The sequence below is a fragment of the Rubinisphaera margarita genome (assembly GCF_022267515.1).
Classification (GTDB): Bacteria; Planctomycetota; Planctomycetia; order Planctomycetales; family Planctomycetaceae; genus Rubinisphaera; species Rubinisphaera margarita.
Window position 1 is genome coordinate 147592 of record NZ_JAKFGB010000022.1, and the last position, 26864, is coordinate 174455.

Sequence of the window (26864 nt, forward strand, 5' to 3'; positions counted from 1 at the left end):
TCAACAAAAAAATCTCCGATCCACACATGTCGATCGGAGACTGTATTGTCAGAAAATCAGCCGGAAAATCAATCGCCCCGCAGACGCATATTCCGCTCGGTGAGCTTTTCCCGGATCTCGTTCAGCGAGGTCACCCCAAAGTTCCGCACGGACAGGAGTTCGTCGGCCGAACGGGAAACGAGTTCGCCAATCGTCGTGATTCCGAGACGGGACAGGCACTTGCGAGCCCGGACCGAAAGTTCCAGATCGCCGACCGGAGCTTCGTGCAGAGCCCGTTCTTCCGGAGAAAGCTCTTCCGGACGATAGAGCGGCTCGGGCTGCTTCTTGTGCAGGTTCTGGCCGAGCTTCAGGCCGTGCATCTCGAGGATCTCTTTGATCTCGCGAAGCGACGTTTCGCCGAAGTTCTTCCCGGCGAGCAGCTGCTCTTCGGTCATCTTGGTCAGATCTTCGAGCTTGTCGATTCCGGCCCGTTCCAGGCAGTTGCGGCTGCGAGCGGAGAGCTCGAAGTCGGTGATCGGAATCTGCAGGATCTGTTCAAGCTGCTTGTCGCGACGGGCGGCATCTTCGTCGAAGAACATCTCGGCCGAAGATTCAATGTCCTTCAGGTACAGCCGAGCCCGCTGATTTTCCGGGTTCGACTCGAGCACCCGCTGGAAGCAGAATGCAGCCGGTCCGTAGAGTTCGCGGTCTTCGTAGAGCAGTCCGAGGTTAATCAGAGCGCCCATGTAGAACGGCGGCTTGGCCAGCATCTGTTCGTACAGTCGAATCGCGTCGCTGTCGTTACCGAGCTGGTTATTAAGCTGAGCCAGGCTGAACAGAGCGCGGGAGTGAGCCGGATCCATGTCGACGGCTCGCTCGAAATATTCGAGAGCCCCGTATGTGTCGCCCCGATCGGCCATGATGCAGCCCATCTGGTACGAATACTCGGCGCGGGTGGCGCCTTCGCGGGACAGTGATCGCAGCATCTGCTCGGCGGCATCGACGTCACCCATCAGCCGGACGCATCCGGCGTGGATGAGATCGCAAAGCACCGGATCGTAGCCGTTCTTCTTGGCTTCATCGAGGAGCCTGCGAGCTTCCTCGTGACGCTCCAGCGACAGATTCGCCATGGCGTGATAGAAGCTGCCGAGTCCGCTGCCGGAAACCTTGCTCAGGTAGCTGAGGGCTTCTTTGTGCTGAGCGAGCAAATAGGCGGTGATGCCAGCGGCGAGGTACTCGCGCTGGGAAGACGCCTTGGCGGTCAGTTCCTGCCAGTGCTGGCGGATTTCCGACGCCTGGCCGTGGCTCAGTGCGTTCTGAAGTGTTTTGACCTGTTCGTGGCCGAAATCCGAAGATCCGAGAATCGGCTCCCGAACTTCAACTTGTTCCATGGCGATCATAATGCTCCTGAAGTCCCTGTAAAAAAGGGCTGGGTCGAAATCTCAACACGACCCGGCAGTACGCATTGAAGAAAACAGCAAGTCCCCTGCATCAACAGGGGACCAACGGAAACGGGCGTCGACCGGCGAACCGGCCGGCCTTCTTATTCGTCGACGACGTAGGGAAGCAGACCCATAAAGCGGGCCCGCAGCACGGCGGTGCGGACGGCTCGCTGATACAGAGCCGAGGTCCCGGTGCGGCGGCGAGGCAGAATCTTGCCTTCTTTGTCGATCAGCTGCTTCAGCGTCTTGATGTCTTTGTAGTCCACGTAGACAGGACGTGGGACGACACCATCAACACAGAAACGGCACTTCAGCTTGCGTTTTTGACGGAGTTTCTTCTTGCGAAGCTTACGAATATCTGACTTCGTCAGCGTAGCCATTGATTCCAAATTTCCTTAGTACTGTCCGACAACCGGATGCGAGGCCGACAGGTGGATCTTCATCACCGGTTGTGCAGATGAAGAGCACGGAAAGTGCGTACTCCGAGCCTGGAGACGCAAATCACCTGAAAGCGACCGGCAAGTATGGCAAATTCCGGTCCGGGATTCAAGTTCGCCTCCCGTTTCGCCATTTTGACCGTTTCCCATCAGCCCGCACCGATGCCGAACCGGCTTTCAGGAGCCGGAAAAGCCCTGTTTTCCCCGGTTCACGAATTCTTCACCGGGAACCCACCGGTTGTTGATGGAGGAGGGCAAGAATTCCGTCGAAACAGAGGACAGGTCAATATGTTGCGTCATTTGAGTCCGCACCGGGTCACGGAATTCTCGGCTGATGTTCAGCCACGACAGGGAGCGTCAAACCAGTTCGACCCCTGCATTGAATGAAATGATGATATCGGCGCCAGGGATGGCTGAGGTGAAACTATGCCAGATCCGATCCAGGTAAAATCTCCGGGGGCCACCTCGTCACCACCCCCAAACCCGCCAGACCTCCGCGCTTCCCACCAGCGTGTTCGAGCCCTGTTCCTGAGCGATGTTCACCTCGGAAGCCCGCACTGCTGCCCGCACGAATTCCTGGCCATGCTGCAGAGTTATCAGCCCGAGCGGCTGTATCTGGTCGGCGATATCATCGACGGGCGGCGTCTTGCGAAGAACTGGCGATGGCCGCGAGTGTACAACGAAATTCTCGCCACATTATCCACTCTAGTGAATTCCGGGACGCAAGTGTTCTACACTCCGGGGAACCACGACGAGTTTTTCCGCGAAATTCTCCCGCACCTTCCGCCGGCCTTCCGGTCCGATCGAATTCGTATCGCGGACGAATTTCTCTACGAATCCCTGCGTCGGGCACGACTGCTCATTACACATGGCGACCAGTTCGATCCCCACGAACATGCAGCCGGGCTGGTCTCGACGTTCGTCACCATAACCTACGACTGGCTGCTGAAACTGGACACCACGATGGCCCGGTTGTTACCCGACCGTCCACGTCGCGAGCTGGCTCGACTGGCCAAGCAGCAGGTCCGAAAACTCCGAGAGTTCGTCCAGCGCTTTGAGGAAACTGCGGCAACTTATGCCGAGCGTGGCGGCTACGACGGAATAATTTGTGGGCATGTCCACGAACCGAAGATTGTTTCGCGGGGCCCAATCACGTATTGTAATACGGGCGACTGGGTCGAACACTGCTCTGCTTTGATCGAGCATACTAATGGCGACTGGGAGCTCAACTACTTCAACCCGAAACAGTACCCTTCGGCCGACAAACAGGCTTGCACGCAGACACCGGACCGTCCGCTGACGTGGTGGACACACCCCCCTCGAAACGATGTGCATTTGACACTTCTCAAAAGCAATCGTTGGACTCATCGGCATTCCTTCCCCGAGAAAGTCTCCGCGACGGGCTGTCCGCAAGATGTCTCGGCCCGCGGAAATGAATGCGATGTTGCGTCCCAAGAAGAATAAGACCTCCAAGCCGGCTACGCCCCAGAGCGAAGAGCTCCAGAAGCAACGGCGGCTCAATTTCGACCGGCTCAGCAAGACCTGGTTCAACCTCGTTCATCAGAACAACCTGGTCTACAACACCTGCTGGGAAGATCCACGACTCGATCATGTCGCGCTCGAGCTGGGACCGGACGATGTGGTGATGGTCATCACCTCCGCCGGCTGCAACGCGATCGACTACGTGCTGAAAGAGCCGAAGCAGGTCCATGCAGTCGATGTGAACCCCCGCCAGAACGCACTGCTGGAACTGAAGATCGCCGCGATCCGCGAGCTCGATTACGACCAGTTCTTCCAGATGTTCGGCCGCGGTCGTCTCGCCAGCTACAAGAAGGTCTACAAGACAAAGCTCCGCAAGCATCTCAGCCACGCGTCCCGCGCGTACTGGGATCGCCGCCGACGGATGTTCTCTGGCAACGGACGCCGCCCGAGCTTCTACTTCTACGCGACCTCCGGCATGTTCGCCTGGCTGATCAACATCTACGTCGACCGGATCAAAAAACTGCGGCCGGCCGTCAACGAATTGTTGTCCGCGCAAAGTGTCGAAGAACAGCAGGAGATTTACGATCGGCACCGCCTGCGGGACACGCTGTGGACTCCATTCCTGAAATGGGCCATGAAACGAGATATGACTCTGGCCCTGCTCGGCGTGCCTCGTGCTCAGCGTCGCCAGCTCGACCGCAGTTATCCCGGCGGGATCCTGCAGTTCGTGGTCGACTCGCTGGAAACCGTCTTCACGAAGCTGCCGATCCACGACAACTATTTCTGGCGAGTTTACCTGACCGGCGAGTACACGCCGGCCTGTTGCCCGGAGTATCTGAAGCCCGAGAACTTTGAACGACTCAAAGGGGGGCTTGTCGATCGAATTTCGATTCACACCAACACCATCCTCGGCTTCCTTCGCGAAGAGAAAGACGTCGAGGTTTCGCGATACATTCTGCTCGACCACATGGACTGGCTGGCGGAAGTGCGAGCTGATGTTCTGGCCGATGAATGGCAGATGATGATCAACCGCGCCGCTCCGCATACTCGCTTCCTGTGGAGAAGTGCCGGGCTCGATGTTGGTTTCGTCGATCCGATCGAAGTCGAGTGGAAAGATCAGAAGTGCAAGATCGGTCAGCTGCTGGAATACAAGAACGAACTTGCCAGCGAACTCCATCCGCTGGACCGGGTTCACACCTACGGCAGCTTCTACATTGCTCACCTCAACCGCGATACCGAGCCCCGTCCGCTTGAGGACGACGCTCAAGAACGGTCCGGACAGGCTGTGACTGCCTGAGCCGCCCGCCCCTTTCGCTGCTCACAGCCGCGCTCAGGGTCTCATTGAACTTCGAGAGAGCCTCCCGGTAATCCGGGACCACAGAGGACGCCGAATGCCGTTGCCACAGTCGATCAGTTCGAATGCCCGGGTCCTGTGGCACCTGGCGATTAATCGAGTCACCGGCTCGACGCACGAGGAGCGTCTCAAGAGTTTCTACAAGGGACAGGCCGGCGACTACGATTCGTTCCGCAAAAAGCTCCTGCACGGTCGCGAAGACATGCTGACGTCGCTGGAGTTCCCGGAACAAGCCGTCTGGGTCGATCTCGGAGCAGGAACCGGCTCTAACGCCGAATACGTCGCCGAGACGGTCCCTCGACTGCAGAAAGTCTATCAGGTCGACCTCTGCGATCCGCTGCTCGATGTGGCCCGCGAACGGGCCGCCGAACGGGGCTGGTCCAATGTGGTGCCGACCCATGCCGACGCGACAACATTCACGCCGGAAGAAGGCTCGGCCGATGTGGTCACCTTCTCCTACTCACTGACCATGATTCCAGACTGGTTCGCGGCGATCGACAACGCATTCCGGATCCTGAAACCGGGCGGCGTGATTGGTGTGGTCGACTTTTTCGTCTCCCGGAAATACCCGGCGGACGGAATGGTCCGCCATCCCTGGTCGACCCGAACGTTCTGGACGACATGGTTTGCGAATGATAATGTGTTCCTCAACGGCGACCATCTGCCGTATCTGCACAAGTACTTCACCCCAATCAAGCTGGAGCAGCGACGCGGCAAAGTGCCATTTCTCCCGCTCGTGAGGGCTCCCCACTACATTTTTCTGGGGATGAAGAAAGCAGAGTAGTATGATGAATTCCTTCGCTTCTTCCTGGAGAGACCGTCTGGCTTCTCCGGCAGATTCGAAGGCTGGGAGGGCGGATATGAGCCGGTAACGCTCATGTTCCATCGCGGACAGAGGAACTCGATAAGACGGGAATCTGTTTTGCTCTGCGGAACGTCGGTTCGATTCTTGTTGAATCTGACCCGTGCTCCGCTGCCAGAACTCTGGATTTCATCCAGTTCGCGGCGAGGATGCCAATGGCAAAAATCTTCATGAGCATGTCCGGCGAGGGCCGGGGTCATGCGACGCGAGTTCGCTCTCTGGTCGAGCGGATGCGGGATCGTCATCAGATCACGCTCTTTGCTCCCGGGGACGCTTATCGATTTCTCGAACCGATCTACGGTGCAGCCGAGGATGTCCGGCTCTTCGAGATTCCGGGGCTTAAGTTTCATTACGTGAACGGCAAGATCCGCCTGTTCAAGACGATCCGGGAAGGCTTCCGCTTTCAGGCCACGCAACTCCCTTCGGTCATGAAGCTGATGACCGACGAAATCCGCGAGCACGATCCTGACGTATTGCTGACCGATTTTGAACCGGCTCTCCCGCGAGCAGCGGCTCGGTGTGGAAAGCCGTTTCTGAGCATGACGCACCAGCATTTCCTGGTCGCCTGCGATCTGTCGAGCCTGCCTCGTTCCCTCCGGTTCTTCGCCTGGTTCATCGGACTGGCCGTGCCAATGCATTACACGCGGCAGCAGGCCACGATCGTTTCCTCGTTCTTCCCGATTCCATTACGAAAAAGCTGGAAAGAGCGGGCCACGTCCCTCGGCCCGATGATTCGCCCCGAACTTCGCGAAGGAGCGGAAGCGGCTGGCTTGCTGACCGGGAGCGAACCACAGCCAGCGGACGGGGAAGAACCCTTTTTGCTGTCCTACCTGCGGAAGCAGACTAAAGAAGCCGCTCTTTCCGAACTGCAGAAGTCGCCCGTTCCCATCAAGGTTTATGGGCTTGGCGTCCGAGAGCCAATCGGCAAACTGACGTTTCACGAGATTCATGCCGAACGATTCGTGGAAGATTTGATTGCCTGCCGCGCGATCGTGAGTGCTTCCGGGAATCAGTTGCTGGGCGAATGTATGTTCCTCGGCAAGCCCGTCCTGGGGCTGCCGGAAAAATGGCACCATGAGCAGCGGATCAATGCCCATTTCCTGAAACAGAAAGGCTGCGGCGACTTCGTGACGCTGGAAACATTCCAGCTCAAAGATCTGACGAATTTCCTGGAACACATCGAAGAATATCGAACGCGAATTCGAGCAACGTGTCTGGGGAATGACGGTACCGATGAAGCGATTGCCATCATCGAACGACATATTCCAGCCACTCTCACCGGAGCTGCGAACTCCTGAGACTCTCACCATCCCACGAGGAATCCTGAAAGTGAGCTTGGCGATTATTGCAATCACGTAGAAGGACTTCCCTCGCCCCGAGGACACGGAGAATCTGTAATAACAGGCTCCGAGTCTGTTGAACCCCGAATGGCCTTCTTCAATTCTTCATCAAAAACAGCAGCCTGAATGCATGAGCCCTGGTTGACGTAGTCATTCAGGCTCCTAAGAATAAGGCTCCCGACCTCGAGTACAGGAGGAGACATGGCGACTGCGGTTCTCGACCGGCCCACGCTGGTCCTCAATAAGTCGTGGCAACCAGTTCGAGTCGCTTCTGCGGCTCGATGTCTGATCATGTTGTGGAACGGCACCGTCAAGGCGGTCGATCCCGACGACTATCAGACCTACAACTGGGAAGACTGGTCGCGTTTGCGACCTCAGTCGGGCGACGCTGTCGTTCAGACGGTGGAACAGTCCATCCTCGTCCCCGAGGTGGTCGTGCTGCAGACCTACTCCAAAGTTCCCCGGCAGACGGTCACGTTCAGCCGGAGAAACCTGTTCCGTCGCGACGAATATCAGTGCCAGTACTGCGGCTGCAAGCCACAGAGTTCGGACCTGACGATCGACCACGTCAATCCTCGTTCGCAGGGCGGCGGATCGAGTTGGGAAAACTGCGTCCTGGCTTGTATCAAGTGCAATACCCGCAAGGGAGGACGCACGCCGCAACAGGCCAACATGCTCCTGCTGAAGAAGGCGGTCCGGCCTCGCTGGACCCATCTGTTCAGCATGCCCAAACATCGGGCGAGCAGCTGGTCGAAGTTCATCAGCGACGCCTACTGGGATGTCGAACTGCAGGAGTAGATCGACCGCTGAACAACCGAAACGACAAACGCCGCCCGAGCGATCGAGGCGGCGTTTTTTGTTCAATCACAAAGGCGCGCCCCGGCCGTCTTATCGGCCGGGTCACCCGGGAATCACGCCACCACACTGGACTACAGCGTCAAGACAAGATTATCGCGATGGACCGCTTCGAGGAACGGAATGTGGCCCGAGCGGGCGAGGATTTCGTCGGTGCGGCAGCCCATCAGCTGGCGGGCCTGGTCGGAGTTGTAGTTGCTGAGGCCGCGGGCAAATTCCTGGCCGTTGGGCGTGCGGATCGAAACGACTTCCCCCATCTCAAAACTGCCGCGAATCTCCTTGATGCCGATCGGTAACAGAGACTTGCCCGATTTAATAATCGCCTGCTCGGCGCCGTTATCAACGATGTAGCTGCCACGCGGGGTGATCGTGAAACCGATCCACCGTTTCCAGGCCGGCATGAACTTGCCGCGAGCCAGGAAGGCCGTGCCGACGTCTTCGCCGTGCAGGATCTTCGCAAGGACGTTGTTGTCCGATCCGTTGGCGAGAATCACATTCTCCCCGACGGAAACGGCATTGCGGATCGCGTTCAGCTTCGATTTCATCCCGCCCGTTCCGCCGGCACTGCGCGAGGAACCGACGCAGTCGAAGAGCCCATCGTCCCATTGTTCGACGAGCGAGATCACCTTGCTGTCCGGCTGGTGGGGATCGCCGTCGTAAAGTCCATCGATCACCGAAAGGATAATCAGCAGCGGGGCGTCGAGCAGGTTCGTTACCATCGCCGCCAGTTGATCGTTGTCGCTGAATTTTGTTCCCGGCGAGCTCGCCGCCTGACGGATCGGCACGGAACTCTCTTCCGGATTCGGCAGGGCAGGGAACTCTGGAGCGATCTCATTCACGCTCACGGTGTCATTCTCGTTGATGATCGGCACGCAGCCATACTCAAAGAGTGTATGCAGTGTGTTGCGGACGTTCAGATAGCGGGAGCGGTTTCGGAAGTCGTCGGCGGTCAGCAGCAGTTGGGCGGCGTGGTACCCGTGCTTCCGAAAGGCCTGATCATAAATCCCGATCAAATGGGCCTGTCCGGTCGCGGCTGCGGCCTGAAGATGCGGCAGGTCGCGGGGACGCTCTTTCAGCCCCAGCAACTGCATGCCGGCTCCAATCGAGCCTGATGAGACGAGAACCACTCGCTTGCCGCCGGAGCGGAGGGCATCGACCTGTTCGGCGATCGCGGCGACCCTAGCCGGATCGAGGCCGTTGTGTTCGTCGGCCAGGACATTCGTCCCAATCTTGACGACGAACGTCCGAGCGGAACTTACCAGCTCCTGACGGACAAGATTCTGCATCCCTGACATTTTTGTGCTCACACGCCTGTTGAATCAGCGATCGGGAGATTCGCAGTGGGCCACGCAGCCCACCGGAAACCGCTGACAATGGCGGTGTTCTACACAATCGTCGGCAATCTGGGAAATGTCAACACGCTGCTGCCAGGCTACCGACCACTCGAAGCATTCTCCCGGGTGATGATGTCCCCGGTGATCTGCAGGCGAATCTTCCCCGTGCACTTACTTCCGGGCGGAACGTTCACACGCACGAACAGCTGGCCATCCTGGGAGGCTTTGACTTCACTCTTCTGACCAACGGCGAACGGATCCGCCGACTTTCCCTTGCCATCGACGATGAGGCCCATCAGTGCCCCCAGCGGGACACCCGGTGCCAGATCGGTTTTCACGTCTTCGGTCTGGAAGCCGGAGGGGGATACAGTCTGGTTGATCAGCATGCGAAACTCGCCGGTCGACTCGAAGCGAATCACCTTATCCTTCTGCACCGCGACATTAGTCGGCATCCAACCCCGACTGGGGTCGATCTCCATTGTGACTTCGTTCCCGGCGATCCGTGACTCTTCCAGCGCTTCGATTTTGTCGCGAATCTGAGTCAGATCGGGCGAGAGTTTCAGCATCGTCCGGAGAACGGATTGAGCCTTCTCGATTTCTCCAATCTCTTCGTACTCCCGGGCCAGCTCTGCCTGAGAGTTCAAGAACTGCTCCTGAGCGGCTTCCGCCTTCTGATCGAGCAAATTCACGTTGGGGGCCCGGTTGCTGCGGGATTTCTGTGCCTGGGCCGTGGGGACAAACGTCGTAAGCATGAAGAATGCGGCGAGCCAGCAGGCCGCGACAGGAAAAGAAAGTTTTCGATTCTGAACGCTGAACATGGAACGCACTCCGATGGTGAAGGGATGCCCGAAGCGGGTCAGGAAGTTCTCAGAGCTGCAGGCAGCCGGTGTTCCGGGACGTTGTCGTAACATTCTAACATGGCGAAACGGCGGATCGACGCAGGAAGTCCAACCGCGGTGAAACCGGGATGCCCTGTCGCCGGAAATGGTCCCCCATGATTCATCGCCGGGGAAACCGCGACTCCGGTGGGCATTTTGTTGTTAAGCAGCCGCCCGACCTTCCGACGCAACACGGGCTCCAGGTCTCGATAGAGCGCCTCATCCCGCGGTTCTTCGGTCGTATAAACGACTCCGGTCAACTGACCTTCGAGCGCGTCGGCAATGGCGGCCATCTGCTCCGCATCGGTCGTGGTCACCAGCAGGCTCGAGTTCCCGAACGCTTCCTGCTGGAACGTTTCGGAGTTCTGCAGAAATGTGGCGGCGTCAACCTGCAGCAACGTGTTCTGAACAACGAAGCCCTCGGAATCGGCCGGCTTTCCCCCAGAGAGCAGTTGGGCGCCCGCGTTGACTAGCCGCTCAATCGAGTTGAGCAGTGACGATTTGACACCTGCGGCCAGCAAAGGATTACAGGCTGCTTCGGCGAAACGCCCACGAACCGCTTCGATCCAGCGCGGCGTCTCCTCACCGGGAGGCAGGACCACGAGGCCGGGATTGGTGCAGAACTGACCGCTTCCCATCAAACAGCTGGTCGAGAACTCGTTGACGAGGTTGTCGCCGGAATCTTCCAGATAGCCCGGCAGAACAAAAACCGGGTTGATGCTCGACATCTCCACATAGACCGGCTTGCCCAGAGCATCGGCCGCTTCTTTGATGGCGACACCCGCTTTCTGAGAACCGGTAAACCCGACGGCGGCGAGCCGAGGATCGCGAATCATTTTCAGCCCGTCTTCGGGAGCGACCTCATAGATCATCTGAACGAAGCCCGCTGGAAAGCCCGTCTTTCCCAGTGCCTTCTCGAGACACTCTGCCAGAAGACGCGAGGTTCCCGGATGAGCAGGGTGAGCTTTGGCGATCACCGGATTGCCGGCGGCAACCGCAGCCGCAAAGTCCCCTCCTGAGATCCCGTTGAAGGCGAGCGGAAAGTTGTTGGGGCCGATCACGAAGACGGGACCGATCGACCGGTACATCGACCGAATGTTGTTGTCAGCATCGATAATCGGCGTGGACCAGCTTCCGTCTCGCGATTCACCAGCCGCGGTCTTCAACTGATTAACGGTCCGGGGAAACTCGCCATCGTTGAGCCGGGGAGAAACGGGCAGAGCAGTTTCCTGGCTGGCCAGGTTCACGATCTCTTCGCGACGAGCTTCAAGTTCTTCCGCGTAGGCATCGAGCAGGGCGGCGAATCGGTCCCCGCTCCAGTCACGGGTCGTACGATCGCAGGCGGCCGCAGCGGTAAGAGCCTTATCTAGATCGTCCCAGTTGCTCACCGGAAACGTGTCACCAACAGCTTCGCCGGTGCGAGGATCGTCAGCCTGAAACGTTCGGGTTCCAGCGGAAGGCTGCCATGAACCCTCGACAAAAATCTTTGCGGTGGACATGTCGCTATTCGTAAAACAGAGAATCGATTGAAGGGACAGGCCGCAATGGCCCGAGCCGTGAAACGGCAGGTCAGATCGTCGGGGGACGGGAGCGATCGTTCGCCGGTGGTTTTCCCTTCGGCGGCGTCTGCGGCTTCTCAGGATCATATTCCGGCACATCGAGCTGGTCGCAGTCGGCACCGATCTTCGTATCGCCCGGCCCCCATTTCGTGGCCTGACAGTCTTTGAACAGAGAAAAGGACGACGGCTTCAGCTCTTTCGCGTCGATCGTGCCGGCAATCAGCATCACACCGTTCGGACCAAACAGCGGACGCTCGACATGGCCGTCACCCCAGTAACGCGACCAGCTTTGCGCAAGAGGCTGCCCGAGAATTTGCTGGTTGATTTCAGGAGAGAATCCATTGCGATCTCCCCACCACCAGACGCGGCTGGGCAGCTCTTTCAAATCGAACGACGCAGAGAGGACTGAGGGTGCCTCCGCCTTGGATCGCCCCGGATTCGCAGCCGGGACAAAGGCGCATTCCTGGACTCGCCCGGAAACGAGCGGTCGTTTGTGATCGCCGCTGGCCGGAACATCGAAGTGAAGGGCTCCGTCGCGGGCAGAGAGCGTTGAACTGGTCAGCTCGAAGTATCCGGGCACGGTTTCGTTCGCACTGCCGGAGTAACTCATTGCCAGCAGGTGATTCTGCGAGGCGAGCACGGAGTTACGAACAAACGGCGTGTACCGTCGCAGGTTCGTCGCGATCAGGTCTCCGCCGTAACTCAGGAATGTTCGGTCGAGCAACAATGTGCTGCGATCGCTCCCGGCTGCGCCGGCAGTTCCGGCTTGAATCAATGATTGGAGTCGTCGATCGGCCGTGGCTGGAGCCGTCACGTAGCACTTGCGAAGAACGACATCGGCTCCTTCGGCTGCCAGCCATGCAGTAGGAAGAGGCTGATTGCCCTCGGGATCGACGCGGAAAATTCCGTCTTCGATGGCGAGATGGCCCCCCTGTACCCGAATCCACGGTGCCTCACCGGAATCGCGCGTGCCCTCCGGCCTCAACGTGAGTGGATACTTGCCAGCTTCAGACTTGAACACAATCTTGATTGTGCGATTGGCGATCTGGATGGGCGAACTGGATCGATTTCCGAACCCGACGGCTTCGACGACGACAGGGTCGGGCAGCGTCTCGGAGGCAAGGAACTTGCCGAGATCGACCCGCGGATCGCTGAGGTTGACCGTCATCCGTTTCACGGAATCGTTGAACGGATCCGCGACGGGCCGCGGCCGGGACTCCATCGCCGCGGCTTCGGCACGCCAGGTTTTTCGGGGGAGTTCTGGCACGGAGAGCCGAGCCAGTCGTTCGAGCGTCTGCTCGTGCGGATGAACAGCGGCAGTGACGCCGAGTTTTTTCAAATCGTTTCCGGTATGATGAGCCAGACTCGTCCCGGCTTCCAGACGAACCGGACGGTTGTTCCAGTCTCCGAACAGCCCGGAATTCCCCCAGAACTTCTGCCACGATTCTTCATTGTCAATTTTGAAGACCGCCCGGGTGCGATTCGTCGTGGCATTCAGACGGCTCGCCCAGCCTGAGAAAGAGCTGTTCTCGCTGATCCAGTTGACGCGAGACAGAGATCCGCTCGTGCTGCCACCAAGGACATTCTCAGGCCAGTTCGCGATCGAGACCAGAGGCCGCTGACCGGCCGGAGAAGTGGCGACGAAATGCGATCGATTCAGTCGAAACTGCGTCGGTGGAGGATTGTTGCGACCACGGGTATTCATCATCACCAGGGGTGTATTCTGGCAGACGACAATTGTGTCGTTCATCGAAACTTCGCGGGCATACTGACCATCAGCCGTATTAGCGCCCGCGTCGCCACTTGAGGTCCCGGGCGGCAAACGCAGATCGAGCAGGGGAGCACCGCCGATCAGGAACAGACTGTCGTCAATCGAGACCTGGAGCTGCTCGGCGAGACACAGGAACGGCTGCCAGAGCTCGCCCCGTACGAGCGAACGCTTCCACTCGAGTTGATTCGCTTTCTTCTGGCCGACATAGCTGCAGAGAATGACCGGGGCTGCTCGAGACTCCTCGATTGTAAATGAGGAATCCCGAACCCTCAGATCCGAACTCTGCAGATGAAACAGCCGGAGTTCACTCGCTCCGGGAAGATCGTAGGCCGGCAGGCCGAAATGCAGCCCGTGGACCATCACGTGGGCATTCTTCGCGCGGATCAGACCATCGGTCATCGCTCCCGCCGAATTGAGAATAATCCGTCCCGACGTACCGTCGGCTGCGCGAAAGATCACATTTCGATTCTCGACCGAAACCGGCTGCTCCCAGACGAAGGTGCCGGTGGTCGCCAACTCGATCACCACATCTTTATCGCTGATCTTACCGAGCGCATCGCTGATCGTATGAAAATGTGTGTCGTCTTCCTTCACCGAGGAATCGACTATCTGCAGCTTCGGCAGGCTGGCGATCTGTTCGGCGCTGAGCTCTTCCTCTGCGGCCGCGACGGCTGGGGTTGCCGTTAACTTCCGCGGTGCATTCTCCGGGGAAGTCGTGCTTCCCTCACCGCCGTTCCCGTTCGACTCGGCGGCTTCACTGGCACGCTCGGCCTGCACCTCTTCGATAGTGCGGGTCAGATCGACATTGTCTTTGTCGTCGGCCCCGGACTGACTGAACGAACTGCTGACGGCGGCGACGCCATACCAGGCTCCGCTGACCACAGCAATCAAGGCACAGGCCAGCCCGATGTACTTCGCGATCACTCCAAGCTGACTGGCCGACTGCCCTTCGACATCCTCCAGTTTGCGTTTCTCGCGTGGAGGGAGGGAATCGACGCCCGAGGAAGTCGATTTCGATGAGCCGTTCCGCGCCCCGGAAGAACTGCTGGAACTGGCTTTGTCCGCTTTTCGTCGGCGTTTCTTTGTCGGAGCCGCCTCGTCCGATTCGTCGCTGCTTTCCACTTCACGGACGGCCGGCCCGCGTCGCGGAGGAATCACCGGGCTCTCGGCGTCTTCACGATCGTCCGCATCTTCTTCGATAACATCGTCGGCTCCCGCAAGAGCCGCCAGGTCTTCTGCTTTGATCTCTCGCTTGGTCGTTTTGACCGCTTCCAGGTCTTCCAGCAACTCAGCGACCGACTGATAGCGGTCTTCTGGATTCTTGGCCATCATGCGGGTGATCACGCCGACAATCGCCTCGGGCACCGATTCATTCAGATCGCGGGGATCGGGAATTTGAGCCACAGCGTGGGCGTGGAGCTTGTTGGTGACCGAGCCTTCCGGATACGGCGGCGAGCCGGTCAGCATGTGATACCAGGTGCAGCCGAGTGAATACAGGTCGCTGCGAATGTCGGCCGCTTTACTGCTTCGGGCCTGTTCGGGCGACATGTAATCGACCGTTCCGACCGTGGTCCCCGCCCGCGTGATCGAAGTTTCCTCGGTGTCATCGACAATGCGAGCCAGACCGAGATCGGTCAACTTCACAACGCCCGCCTGCGTGATCAACAGGTTGGAGGGCTTGATATCGCGGTGCACGATCGAGGCCTGTGCGGCGTGATCCAGAGCCCGCGCTACCTGGGTGATGATCTCCGTCGACCGACGGATCGGTATCCGGTTCCGCTTCTTGATCAGCCGTTGAACGTCGGTCCCTTCGACGTACTCCATGGCGATGTAATGCAGCCCATCGGCTTCTCCCGATTCGTAGACGCGGACGATATTATCGTGCGTCAGCTGAGCGGCCGCCTGACCTTCGGCTTTGAACCGCTTCACGAGGATCTTGTTCTCCGCTTTTTCTGCGGGGAGAATCTTTAGCGCAACAAGCCGATTGAGCGTGGGATCGAGGGCCAGATAAACTGTGCCCATGCCCCCCTGACCCAACTTCTTCTGCACCTGATAGCGGCCGAGCTGTTTCAGCGTCGTCAGATCGGAATCGCTGATTCGCTTCGCCGTTTTGGCGGAACTCGATTCCTGGGTGGTTTTTCTCGCCATGAAACGTCCAACGGCCCCGGAGTTTCGTCTCGTCGGTTGCCCGGAAAATTAGATATCGAGTGCGAAACCGAACAGTGCACTGGATTAGAGAAGAGTCTGTTTATCCTGACGATTTCCATGGGAATTTGCAATGAGATTCCCGAAACCTCCGGGCGTTCCCGAGACTCCGTCGATCGTCGTTTCTGCCGTGATCAAACGTACTTCGGAACATTGGGCTCGGGGATCTCTTCCAGCAGCCGCTTCACGAGGTCGTCGGTGGTATAACCCTCCGCCTGGGCCTGAAAATTCGCCGAAATCCGGTGGCGGAGCACAGGAATGGCCACTTTTCGGATATCAGCCGGGCTGATTGCGGGACGTCCGTTCATCGCGGCCATCGCCTTGGCTCCGATGATGAGGTACTGACCAGCTCGCGGACCGGCTCCCCAGTCGATCAGTTCCTTCACGAATTTGGGAGCCGAACCGTCACCGGGACGGGTCGCCCGCACGATTCGCGTCACGTAGCTGATCGTCAGCGGGCTCGCTTCGATCGTGTTGATCTGCTTCTGCAGATACAGGATGGACTTGGCCGAAAGGATCTTGCGGACTTCGGGCCGTTCTCCGCCAGTGGTCGCCTCGAGAATCTTCTCCTCTTCCTCGACACTCGGATAGTCGACCTTCACGTTGAACATGAAACGGTCGAGCTGGGCTTCCGGCAGCGGATACGTCCCTTCCTGTTCGATCGGGTTCTGCGTCGCGATCACAAAGAACGGATCGGGCAGATCGTGCGTTGTCTGCCCAGCCGTCACTTCGTGCTCCTGCATGGCCTGCAGCAGCGCGGCCTGCGTTTTCGGCGGGGTTCGGTTGATTTCGTCCGCCAGCAGAATGTTCGTGAAGACCGGCCCCTGCACGAACCGGAAATCGCGGCGGCCCCCTTCCGATTCCTCCAGTACCATCGTGCCGGTAATGTCGGACGGCATCAGGTCCGGCGTGAACTGCACCCGCTTGAACTCGACGTCGAGAATCTTGGCGATCGTGCTCACGACCAGCGTCTTGGCCAGTCCCGGCACGCCAACCAGCAGACAATGCCCGCCGGTGAAGATGGCGGCCATGATCTGCTCGATGACATCGTCCTGGCCGATGATCACCTTGTGCAGTTCTTCCACCATCAGCTGACGGTGCTTGTGAAACTTCTCGAGAAAGTCATCGAAGTCGCGTTTTTCAGCCATAGTCGCTCAGGTCGTTTGGTGTCGGTGCGGACGGAACGTCATCATCGATTCGGCGGATCGAATCCACCGTCCCGGAAAGTTTACTCTCTTCGGCGGCCGGAAGCATCCTCGCTTCACCGTCGCGGGCCGCTGGCTCGGCCAGTCTGTTCGTTCTCACGTCAGCATCGCCTCCGACAAAGACGGGCCCTGCCGTGAGAAAACGCCTGAAAGAATTGCCCTCCCCGCGAATCCAGCCGCGAATTACAATCAGGATCTTCATTTTTTCCGGATGACGGAGTATTGGAAGTTTGAGGGTAGAGCAATGAGAATCTGGATGGTTTGTCTGGTTTCCGCTGTGATTGGCGGCGTCGTTTCCGCAACGTTTGTGCGACTGACCGAACCGACGTTGATGCACGCGCAGGAACCGCCGACATTGAACGGCCCGGGCCTCCCTGCGCCCCGCACCCCAACGCAGCCGGCGCCTACGATTCCGGTGAAACCTCCCGGGCAGTCGCCCGACGGCTTGCCGCCGACCCTTCAATGGCAGGGAAGCTCGCACAATCCCGGGCCGGAAAACAGCTTCGGCTCCTCCTTCTACGATTCCGACGCCCTCACCCCTGAAGAGCAGGTGAGTGTCCGCGTTTATGAAGACGTCAACCGCAGCGTGGTCAACATCACGACCCGGAGCGTGCGCGTCGACAACTTCTTCCTGCAGGCCGTTCCCGAAGAAGGAACCGGCTCGGGTCTGGTCATTGATCAGGCCGGCCACATCCTCACGAACTTCCACGTGATCGAAGACGTCCGCGAAGTCGTCGTCACGCTCTATGACGGCGAAACGTATGACGCGACCTACGTCGGTTCCGATCCGGTCAACGACCTGGCGATCATCCGCATTGAAGCCCCTGCGGAATCGCTGATCCCCGTCCGCATGGGCGACTCGGCCAAACTCAAGGTTGGCATGAACGTCTACGCCATTGGCAACCCGTTCGGCCTCGAACGAACGCTAACGACCGGAATCATTTCGTCGCTCAATCGCTCTCTGAAAATCCATCGCGACCGGACCATCAAATCGATCATCCAGATCGACGCAGCCGTGAACCCGGGCAACTCGGGCGGCCCGCTGCTCGATTCTCACGGCCGCATGATCGGCATCAACACCGCGATTTACTCGGCCACCGGCCAGAGCTCGGGCGTTGGCTTCGCCATTCCGGTAAATCTGGCCAAACGGGTCATTCCTCAGCTGATTCGCCACGGCCGGGTTATCCGACCGGAGATCGGCATCTCCCGCGTCTATGAGACCGAAGACGGCCTGCTCGTCGCCCAACTCGTCCCCGGCGGTCCGGCCGAACTGGCCGGCATCCGTGGCCCACAAACCCTCCGCGAGCGCCGCGGTCCCTTCGTCGTCGAACGCACCGACCGCACAGCCGCCGACACGATTACCCATGTCGATGACGAAAAGATCTCAACCGTCGACGACTTCCTCGGCGACATCGAAAGCCGCAACCCGGGCGACACGATCACGCTGACAATCCTCCGCGACGGCAAATCGATTCAGGTTCCGATGCGGCTCGGCGGAGAAGTGCCTCCGAAGAAGTAAACACCGTGTCGGGCAGGCTCCCGCCTGCCGTGCGCTGAGTTGTTATCAAGGCTGCGTCTGTTTGGAACGAATCTGAGTTTCACCACAGAGGCACAGAGGACACAGAGGTTCCCACGTTGAAGTCACGTATGCTTCTGAATTCCAGAAGCTGAAGTATTCCTGAACGCCTTCGTACGACCACTGCAGCGGCCACGAACGGCAGGCGGGCGCTTGCCAGAAACATCTGGACACCATTCTAGTCCATTGATAACGTGTCAGGACGTCATACATCGAATCGCGTTTGGTTATTAGTCGCGATGGTGAAAGCTGCCAGCGAAACAGACCGTGCTGGCGTGAGATCGGCCGCATGCATCATGTTGTATATCCCCGTACCTCGGGTTACCGAGTTGCAGGCAAGCGGCTGATCGTCCAGGACGGAGCCGTACTGCCGCCGCTTTGCATCCGGCTTGGAGTTCCGGTTGAACGCGGAGAGATGCACACCGTTCGAATCAATTGGCACCCTTGGCTGAACTTCGCGTTCTTGCTGAGCACCGTAGCGATGGTCGTCAACTTGGCTTTGATGCAGCCTATCCCGGCAATGATGATGGGAGCGATAAGCCTTCTGCCAGCGACAGCGATCGCCCTCGCCTCGAACCGAACGTTGACACTGACATTCGGGATGGATCGCGAAAAGTTCGAACTCTTTGAAACCCGCAAACGAGTCCTTCTCGGCACCTTGTTCGTCCTGTTGACATGGTTCGGAACAGGCCTCTGCTGGAACTTCAATCTTGTCGTGTTCATGCAATGTGTGGGAATCGTGCAGCTTCTCGTGCTTTTCTTACGCTATTACAGAAGTCCGCTTTGGGTCGTGAAACATCGTCGAGGCGAATTCACGCTTATCGGTTGCAGCAGACTTTTTCTGGAAGAGATCAAGCCCGAGCCACTGATCAATTCTCAACCAGCCTTATCGTGAGAGTTCAACGGTGATCCAGGTTTCCGATCATGACGACGAACTTCCGCAGGCATGACTCCCGCTTTACTTGAGTTGACTTGCCATGCCGACTGTCACTGTGCCGATGACTTTGAGTTTCACCACAGAGGCACAGAGATTCCCGCGTGTAAGTCACGATTGATTCTGAATCCAAGAGGCTGAAGCATTCCTGAATGACTACGTCCCGCCGCTCTCGGACGTGCCCCCAACACTGGCTCTCTGTGTCCTCTGTGTCTCTGTGGTGCACTCCACTTCCGTTGAGAAAAGTCCCGTCGTCCGAAGCATTCCACGATCGGCAGGCGGGAGCTTCCCCATCAGCAATGGCAGAAGCCGGGGTGATTGCTCATCCCCGGCTTCTGTTCTACTCACGTTGACCGACCGATTACGGACGGTTGCTGGCCAGTTCGGCGTTCAGAACTTTCTCGATCTGGTCGCGGAGTTCGCGGGTGTGGGCTCTGGCGTAAGCGTCGAGCTTCGCGTTGGCTTCTTCCAGCTTGTCGAGGCGATCGAACAGATCCTGCAGATGCAATCGGGCCAGAGCGCGGGCATCCGCCGGAACAGGCGTCTGATTCAGCACGATACCCGACAGCTGTCGCACGTATTCGCGCTGCAGATTGCGGCGAATCGTCGAGATCTGGACCGGTTTGTTCGGGTCGACCTCAGCCGGGACTTCGGTCCAGATCGAACCAGTGAGCGTCTCGAAGATGATCGGCAGCGTGAGCACCTTCTGGTCGGCCTTTGCGTGCATTTCGATCTGCTGGACATTCCGCAGCGTGTTGTTGGCGAGCATTGTCGACAGGGCCATCCGCTGAATGCTCAGCACGCGATCGTAAATCGGATAGACGAAATCGCCGTTGGACGAGTAGTCGTCAGACAGACGTTCCGGCGACAGAACCCGCAACAGTTCCGGCGAGAAGTTGAAGGCCTTGTCCGAGAAAATTTCCTTGCTCAACAGATCGAGGGCCTGCTGCTGTTTTTCCAGCGGAATCGGCTCCATCGGCGGGCGGGCGTTCGGATCACCTTTGTGATCGCGAGACGTGTACTCGCCGCCAATGTACTGAGCGGCCAGCTGAGTCGCCTGAGCTATTTCGCCGAGCAGCAGAGTGAAGGTTTCGCGAGCCCGCTTGTAGCTCTCGCCCTCTTCGACCACGCGATCGACCATGCCTTCGATCGACTTCTTCATGAAGGCGATCCGCTGTGCCGAATAGTCAACCGGATCACCCAGGTCGAACAGATTGATGCGGGGGTCGGGGTTATGGGCCATATCCTCGTCGGTCGAGTACTTCAGCCCCTGTTCGGACATCTTGGCGGCGATCTTGGCGAGCTCTTCCTTTTCGTCGCCTGAGATCGGCTTGTAGCCGTACTCGATCGCCAGGTAGTCATACGGGCCGATCGTCGTGGTGAAGTAATCGCCCTGCGTCTTCGGATCGAGCGAGAAGTTCGCCGGAGCGTAGTCCATCACTGAAGCAATCATGCCCTGCTTGTTGGTCACTTCCGGCTTATTGATCTCCTCGAGCGACAGCATCGTGCTGGCTTCGAAGTTGTGACGCAGACCGAGCGTGTGGCCGATCTCGTGCATCACGACCTCTTTGATCGCCTGCCCAATGAACTGTTCGGGCACCTTGCCACCGGGAGCGGCTCCGTGCACGGCCATAACCGTCGACATCAACCCGAGTTGACGCTGAATCCCCGGGCCCATCATACAGCAATTGCATCCGCCTTTGGCATTCATCCACGCCGGTTGACGCGGAAACTGCTGGCTGTAGGCGTGCTCAGGGTGTTCTTCAATCAGCTTGTGATACTGCTTGAGCAGTTCGTCGTATTCCTTCTGGCGTCCTTCAATCTCCGGCACTTCCGCGGCGAACATCTTCAGGAACAACTGGCGTTCTCCTTTGGCGAGCAGGTCGAGTCCCTGGGGAATGCCGACGTTGCGAACGTAATCGGTCCGGTGATAACGCACCATGCTTTCATCGAAAACGATATCGGCATCGAGAATCTGGCCGGTCTTCGGATTCACCCGGCTCGGCCCCATCGCAAAGCTGGCCGAAGTCGTGATCCAGCGGAACGTGTTGTAGCGAATGTCTTCCGGGGCAAAGTTGTCGCTGTCCTGCTGATCGCGACACTGAATGGCGTCGATGAAGCCAATCTTCTCAAAGGCCTTGTTCCACTCCAGAATCCCTTCGCGAACATACGGGCGGTAAGACCGGGGAACCGACTTTTCGATCCAGAAGATGATCGGCTCCTTCGGCGGAGACATCTCAGCCGAGGCGTTTTCCTTCTCCAGATGCCAGCGGTTAATCAGTTTCACCTTGGGAGACTCATCAACGTCCTTGGTAAAATCGTTGATCGTGCTCAGGAAGTAGCCGATGCGGTCATCTGCCAGCCGGGGCTTGTAGCTCGAACTCGGCAGTTTCGAAAGTCCGTAGTCGAGAACGATCTGGGTTCCACGGGGATCGGGCACAGCTGAGTCAGCTCCATAGACCGTGGTGTAGCTGTGACTCGAAGCGAAGACGGCGGCGACCTGAATCTGGATATTCTCAGGGAACGCGGTCACCTTGAACCAGGTGCTCCGGCTGCGATCGGGATTCACGCCGATGCCAGCCAGATCGAACATGAACAGATCGGCTGCATCAATCAGCACGCTCTGGCCGTTGCTTTTCTCACTCTTGATCGGCAGCGCCTTAATGACGCTGTCGGTGTAAGAGGTTTCAACGGCATCGGCTTGCGGCGAGCCGGGATTGGCTTTGAAGCGGACGTTGCGGCGAATGAGATGAACGCGGTCAGCACTGCGGCGGAAAGTCACAAGCCACTGATCGCCAAAGTTGAGCGTGTCGCCGCCGAGGTACATCAGACCGGCACCGCGAGCAATCGAAATTGGCAGAATGAATTCGGTGTCGTACTGAGCCTTGCTGATTTCGATGAAGAGCTGTTGCTCCTCTTCGTTGTAGTAGAGGGGAAACAGGCCGCTGAGCCGTGTCGCTCCCTTGGTCACTTCCTCCCAGGCGGGATATTCCTTGGCCGCCGCCGGTTGAGGCATCGCGGTGATGCAGAGCAGCATCCCGAAAAGTAGAAGCAGGCGCGAAACGGTGCGCCGACGTGTCGTGAGATTCAAATCCATTGCTGCTCCTGATCGCTGGAGGCGAGAGGTAAGAAATTGGAGGGACATCATCCACCGCGAGCGAGCGGCGGGGTCACCTGCAGGAGGGTCTCAACATGGCATTCCCTGCCAGGATGGCCACTGTAAAGATAGGAACGGGGATAGGCAAAATCAATAAGTGATTACGCATGCTCGCCCGGATCGGGAGCCCGATGCGGCTCCAGATGGACCAGCACGTCCCGCAATTCCTGAAAGTCCGTCAGCAACCGATCTTTCACGTGATGCCCGATCCGATGTCCGTAATCGACCGTAATCGACGGATTGACCTCGATATGAACATCAACGAAGAATTCCAGCCCCACCTTGCGGACAAGCAGCGTTTCAACCCCTTCCACACCCGTAATGCTCATCGCCCGTTCACGAATCTGGTCGAGAAGCTCCGATTCCGCCTGGGTATCCATCAACTCGTTGGCACTACTGCGAAACAGCCGAATCCCCGACCAGATGACTCCCAGCGAGACGATAATCGCTGCCACCTGGTCGGCCCAGCCCAAAGAAGGCCCCCCGACACGGACAACCACGAATCCGACCAGCACGGCCAGAGAACAAAGGGCGTCGCTGCGGTGGTCCCAGGCGTTGGCGATGATGGACGCCGATCTCGTTCGGCGGCCGACACGGACCTTGAACTGGAACAAACCCTCTTTGAGCACCACGTTCGTCGCGGCAATGGCAATCGCCCACCACGGGACGGCCGGAGCCAGCTGGCCCAGTCGCGTCAGAGCTTCCCAGCCGACAATCGCCGCCGAGACGATGATGACCACCGCGACTGTCGTCGCGGCAATCCCCTCAGCTCGCGCGTGTCCGTATGGATGTTCGTCATCCGCCGGAAGCTGCGAAATCCTCAGCCCGTAAACTACGGCCAGCGACGACAGGGCGTCCCCCAGCGAATTCACGGCATCGGCGATCAGCGCCGTCGATCGAGCCACCAGTCCGGCGATGAGCTTGATGATGCCCAGCACCAGATTCACTGAAAGACCGATCAGCGCGGCTGTGGTCGCTTCCCGATATCGAGCAGCCGTGTCGTACACATCAATCCGCCTGTCAGGACGCCGTTCAGAAAGGCTGCTGCAGCGCAGCCAGGACAATTCCGGTCGCCACCGACACGTTGAGAGACCCGACATCGCCCGGCCCCGGAATTGTGCACAAGTGGTCGCACTTCTCGAGCGTAAGCCGGCGCAACCCTTTCTGTTCGTTCCCCACAACAGTCAGCCAGGGGCGACGTCGATCGACCTCCCAAACTGATCCCTCGGCATGTTCCGACGTCCCGAGAATCCACAGTCCGGCGTCCTTGGCCAGTTTGAGCGCGCGGTTGAGATTGGCTTCAATCGCGAAGGGGACATGCTCCACACCGCCGGCTGCGATGTCGTGCACCGTAGCGTTGATGGGGGCGGACTGACTGCGGGTCATCAGAATCCCGCGGACTCCGAAGAACGCGGCCGAACGGAAAATCGCTCCGACATTGTGCGGATCCTGCAGGGAATCGAGAGCCAGCCAGAGTGGGGCGGACTGCGATTCATCGGCGTCCGGCATCTTCAGCAGCGACTGCAGCGAGACCGGCTGTCGAGGCTTGACGAAGGCGACCGCGTGACCGGTTCGTTCCTGCTTCACCGGAGCCCGACCCTTTTTATCGGCGGGCGGCGGGAGCGTGCGAATCGGGATGTTCGCCTCATCAGCCATCTCGGCGATCTTGTTCCACAATCCCTTGGGCTCTGCGTAGAAACGGAGCTCGGTCACGTCCTTGGGACGAACGGAAAGAACAGCCCGAACGCTGTGCGGGTTCTTCAACTCAAGCAACTGGTCGATGACCGGAGGAGCTGAAGAGGCAGGCTTGACAGGCTTAGCCGCCTTAGCGGCCTTCGAAGGCTTGGCGGCTTTGGCGGGCTTGGCAGGACGAGACTTGGGCTTTCGCTTCACGGGAATCCATCGATAGAGAGACCGAAGACGGCCCCGACCGAAGCGATCGGGGAAAGGTCTATACTCTACCCGACAGAACCCGTGTGTCGAGCGCCGCCCGCGAGTGGCGCCCATGCGACTGCAGGAGAAGCGTGAAAATGCTCTAATTCTGAGCAGGAGCCGGCGGAACGACATGCCGTTCGAGTCGCTCGCTCACTTTCGGAGCGTTCGGCTGCAGCGATCCGACCAGCACGGCCAGAGCGGTCTGCATTTCCGGATCAGGCTCGCCTTCCCAGGCATCCTTCAGATCGGCAATGTCGCGATCATCGAGCAGAACGCCGTATTCCTGCATGTGGCGCGACAGAACCCGCGTCGCATAGATTCGGCTGGAAAGATCCTCCATCCGGCTCAACACCACGTTGACAATAATGTCCTGGGCATCGCGAGTCGGAATGGCCCCCAGAGCCGTCAGGCAGTTGACGGCCAGTTCGGGCGAGTTGAGAGCCTGACTCAGTGACGAAGCCGCCGGGGTCAGGTCGAACAGATGCGTCTGGTTGCGTCGGGCAATTGTCGCCAGCCAGTCGGCAGCCGCTGCTGCCCGCCGACGTCGCAGCACGGGTGAAAGTGGCGTTTCGCTCTGCGAGACGAGGAACGGTTCGAGCTGACGATCCAGCTCCGTCGACTTCGGCGTGTAGATCACATAATGCGTGTTCGATGTCCGCTGAATCGTCAGAGCCAGGTCATCTTCCATGAAGGTCGGACCGTAAATCACGATCGGCAACGCAGCCGTGCGGGCATCGGCCCGGAAGTTGGCCAGCGTCTGCGACAGTTCCCAGTCGATGCAGTTGATGTGGGTCATGATCAGCTTGATATCACTGCGGGTACTGGCTTCGATGAAGCCCTCTTTCCCCGTGCGAACGCTGTCCTGAGGCATCCGGGTGGCGGCGGCCAGTGTGCGACCACGGTCGACATTCGGATCGATCATCAGCACTTTGCCGACTCCATCGTCGCTCAGTCCGCGGGCCAGAATCTCGACGACGCGGGACGCCTGTCGGAATGGCTGCTTCGGATTCAGTTCCAGAATCGCGACGGCGGCCGCGAACTGCACGCCGGAATGTGGTGCATTCAGAGCGGCAATCAGTGGAGAAGGATTTTCGATCGAAGAATTCAGCAGATTCCGTTCGCCAACCAGCGACAGCGCTCGCAGCACCGTCTCGGCGGCTCGCGGCTGGCCCGTTGCCATGGCTATTTCGTAGCTCCGCTCAAGCACGGGGACACCCGACGTCAACGCCAGGTTGAACGGCGTACCACCGCCGGTCGGCAGGGCTTCCTCGGGTCCAACGCGATAGCCTTCTTCCGCTAAAAGTGCGGTCAGATACAGGGCTTGAGCGTGAAGGTCTTCCGGCGAGAACGACAGAGCCTGCCGGCTCGTCACCACGGCTCGGCGAAGATTCGCGGCTCGTGGCGAAACCGAGATCGGAACGACCGTGCGGGACTGTTGATCCCAGATCCAGAAATCGACCGTTCCGTCCTCATTGACGTTCCAGTTCGGCTTCTGGGCAAGATATGCCTCCGCCGCGCGGATCAGATCCTGCTTCACGCCGAAACTCGACAGCATCGCGGACTTGTCCGGGGTGCCGTACAGAATCCGTGAAATTGCGACGCGGGCAGCCTGACGCACGGCGGGCTGTTCAGCATCGCTGTAGGCGTAATACCAGAGACGCTTGATGTCTTCTTCATCGCCGATCACTCCCAGACTTCCGAGAATCGCAGACTTCAACAGCGGATTCTCGGTATTCAGGGCGGCAAACAGAGCCGGGATGATTTCGCGGCCCATCCGGGAGAACAGGTACACAATCTGATCGCGGGTCTGCGTGGTGTTCGGATCGGCCAGATGCTGAATGAGCCGCGGCATCGCCCGCAGTCCCAGTCCCTGCAGCTCAGAAATGGCGATTTCCCGTTCGCGAGGCGAACCGGCCAGGTCCTGCAGAATCTTGTCGATCCGCTCCGGGTTCATGGCCTGACGACCGGACGCGGCTGCAATCTGATCGAGCAGTTGTTGAGATTCCGGCTGCAGAGTCTCGGTACGAGCCATCCGCACGATTTCGACCGAGCCGACTTCATCGCGGAGAGCCAGCAGCTCGTCGTCCGACAGGTTGGCGTCGAGAATCTGCTTCAGATACGACTTCGCCAGTTCCGGCCGTCCGAAATCGGCCATCAGCACAGCGGTTTCCAGCAATTCCAGATTCGTCTGTGGCTCGATCGCCAATGGCGAATCGGCTGGCGGAGCCTGACTGCCCTGTCCGCTTTCCCCATCACTCTGGGCGCGTAACAGACCACTTTCAGACACCGCGAAGAACAGCGGAATCAGAACACATAAAGTCATCCACAGTCGGTACATCCCGACGACCCCCAGGGCACGATGCCAGGACCAGTCAATGGTCCCAGTCCGCACCGCTCATACTTAGAAGACAGAATCTACGGTGTGAGTCAGACGCGTGTTGTTCATACAGTGCAGCCCGCAGCAACTGTTTGACTGCACGTTCCATTCTGCGGACCGGGTCCGGGCAGAGGCAACGACAGATATCGAAAGTATCGTTTTGACCGATCATTCCACTTGAC

The 26864-nt window shown here is 58.8% G+C and carries 18 protein-coding genes; 7 read left to right on the top strand and 11 right to left on the bottom strand.

The features are described from left to right. Positions 1–68: 68 nt before the first annotated feature. Together L1A08_RS21870 and rpsR are read right to left on the bottom strand one after the other, a co-directional pair. Positions 69–1370 carry a DNA-directed RNA polymerase subunit alpha C-terminal domain-containing protein gene (locus L1A08_RS21870; protein WP_238758720.1) on the bottom strand — a complete coding sequence of 434 codons (1302 nt, stop codon included), beginning with the start codon at positions 1368–1370 and terminating at the stop codon, positions 69–71. A gap of 152 nt (positions 1371–1522) precedes the next feature. Then, entirely contained in the window at positions 1523–1801 is a 279-nt protein-coding gene (gene rpsR, locus L1A08_RS21875) for a 30S ribosomal protein S18 (RefSeq protein WP_238758721.1), read from the bottom strand. A gap of 483 nt (positions 1802–2284) precedes the next feature. Between rpsR and L1A08_RS21880 the strand changes: the two genes are divergently transcribed. The 5 genes from L1A08_RS21880 to L1A08_RS21900 all read left to right on the top strand — a co-directional run bounded on the left by L1A08_RS21880 (position 2285) and on the right by L1A08_RS21900 (position 7694). Further along, positions 2285–3322, top strand: a complete 1038-nt coding sequence (locus tag L1A08_RS21880; protein WP_238758722.1) for a UDP-2,3-diacylglucosamine diphosphatase — start codon at positions 2285–2287, stop codon at positions 3320–3322. After that, positions 3300–4637 carry a DUF3419 family protein gene (locus L1A08_RS21885; RefSeq protein ID WP_238758723.1) on the top strand — a complete coding sequence of 446 codons (1338 nt, stop codon included), beginning with the start codon at positions 3300–3302 and terminating at the stop codon, positions 4635–4637. Before L1A08_RS21880 ends, L1A08_RS21885 begins: the two co-directional genes overlap by 23 nt. Before the next feature lie 94 nt (positions 4638–4731). Then, the gene (locus L1A08_RS21890; protein ID WP_238758724.1) at positions 4732–5478 is read left to right on the top strand and encodes a class I SAM-dependent methyltransferase; all 747 of its coding nucleotides are present in this window, start codon (positions 4732–4734) and stop codon (positions 5476–5478) included. Positions 5479–5711: 233 nt separating this feature from the next. Further along, positions 5712–6854 carry a glycosyltransferase family protein gene (locus L1A08_RS21895; protein ID WP_238758725.1) on the top strand — a complete coding sequence of 381 codons (1143 nt, stop codon included), beginning with the start codon at positions 5712–5714 and terminating at the stop codon, positions 6852–6854. A 243-nt stretch (positions 6855–7097) separates the two neighbouring features. Then, positions 7098–7694, top strand: a complete 597-nt coding sequence (locus L1A08_RS21900; protein ID WP_238758726.1) for an HNH endonuclease — start codon at positions 7098–7100, stop codon at positions 7692–7694. A gap of 131 nt (positions 7695–7825) precedes the next feature. Here L1A08_RS21900 and proB read toward each other — a convergent pair whose 3' ends face one another. The 5 genes from proB to L1A08_RS21925 all read right to left on the bottom strand — a co-directional run bounded on the left by proB (position 7826) and on the right by L1A08_RS21925 (position 16646). After that, positions 7826–9037, bottom strand: coding sequence for a glutamate 5-kinase (gene proB, locus L1A08_RS21905; RefSeq protein WP_238758727.1), 1212 nt, complete (start codon positions 9035–9037; stop codon positions 7826–7828). A 146-nt stretch (positions 9038–9183) separates the two neighbouring features. Continuing rightward, positions 9184–9903, bottom strand: coding sequence for a hypothetical protein (locus L1A08_RS21910; protein ID WP_238758728.1), 720 nt, complete (start codon positions 9901–9903; stop codon positions 9184–9186). A gap of 38 nt (positions 9904–9941) precedes the next feature. After that, positions 9942–11462: an aldehyde dehydrogenase (NADP(+)) gene (locus L1A08_RS21915; RefSeq protein WP_238758729.1), complete on the bottom strand. Its 1521-nt coding sequence runs from the start codon at positions 11460–11462 to the stop codon at positions 9942–9944. A 70-nt stretch (positions 11463–11532) separates the two neighbouring features. Further along, on the bottom strand, positions 11533–15441 hold the full coding sequence (locus tag L1A08_RS21920) for a serine/threonine-protein kinase (RefSeq protein WP_238758730.1): 3909 nt from the start codon (positions 15439–15441) through the stop codon (positions 11533–11535). 191 nt (positions 15442–15632) lie between these two features. Then, complete coding sequence (locus tag L1A08_RS21925; RefSeq protein WP_238758731.1) at positions 15633–16646, bottom strand: AAA family ATPase; 1014 nt, start codon at positions 16644–16646, stop codon at positions 15633–15635. Between the two features lie 301 nt (positions 16647–16947). Here L1A08_RS21925 and L1A08_RS21930 point away from each other — a divergent pair, with 301 nt between their 5' ends. Together L1A08_RS21930 and L1A08_RS21935 are read left to right on the top strand one after the other, a co-directional pair. Next, on the top strand, positions 16948–18222 hold the full coding sequence (locus L1A08_RS21930) for a S1C family serine protease (protein WP_238758732.1): 1275 nt from the start codon (positions 16948–16950) through the stop codon (positions 18220–18222). A gap of 346 nt (positions 18223–18568) precedes the next feature. Next, positions 18569–19174 (top strand): hypothetical protein, encoded by a 606-nt coding sequence (locus tag L1A08_RS21935; RefSeq protein WP_238758733.1) that lies wholly within the window; start codon positions 18569–18571, stop codon positions 19172–19174. A 400-nt stretch (positions 19175–19574) separates the two neighbouring features. Here the strand turns inward: L1A08_RS21935 and L1A08_RS21940 are convergent, their stop codons facing one another. The 4 genes from L1A08_RS21940 to L1A08_RS21955 form a co-directional block, all read right to left on the bottom strand. Further along, positions 19575–22310 (bottom strand): zinc-dependent metalloprotease, encoded by a 2736-nt coding sequence (locus L1A08_RS21940; RefSeq protein WP_238758734.1) that lies wholly within the window; start codon positions 22308–22310, stop codon positions 19575–19577. A 161-nt stretch (positions 22311–22471) separates the two neighbouring features. Beyond that, entirely contained in the window at positions 22472–23377 is a 906-nt protein-coding gene (locus tag L1A08_RS21945) for a cation diffusion facilitator family transporter (protein ID WP_238758735.1), read from the bottom strand. A gap of 25 nt (positions 23378–23402) precedes the next feature. Continuing rightward, entirely contained in the window at positions 23403–24263 is an 861-nt protein-coding gene (gene rlmB / locus L1A08_RS21950; protein ID WP_238758736.1) for a 23S rRNA (guanosine(2251)-2'-O)-methyltransferase RlmB, read from the bottom strand. 142 nt (positions 24264–24405) lie between these two features. Next, positions 24406–26628: a HEAT repeat domain-containing protein gene (locus tag L1A08_RS21955; RefSeq protein WP_238758737.1), complete on the bottom strand. Its 2223-nt coding sequence runs from the start codon at positions 26626–26628 to the stop codon at positions 24406–24408. Between the last annotated feature and the right edge of the window lie 236 nt (positions 26629–26864).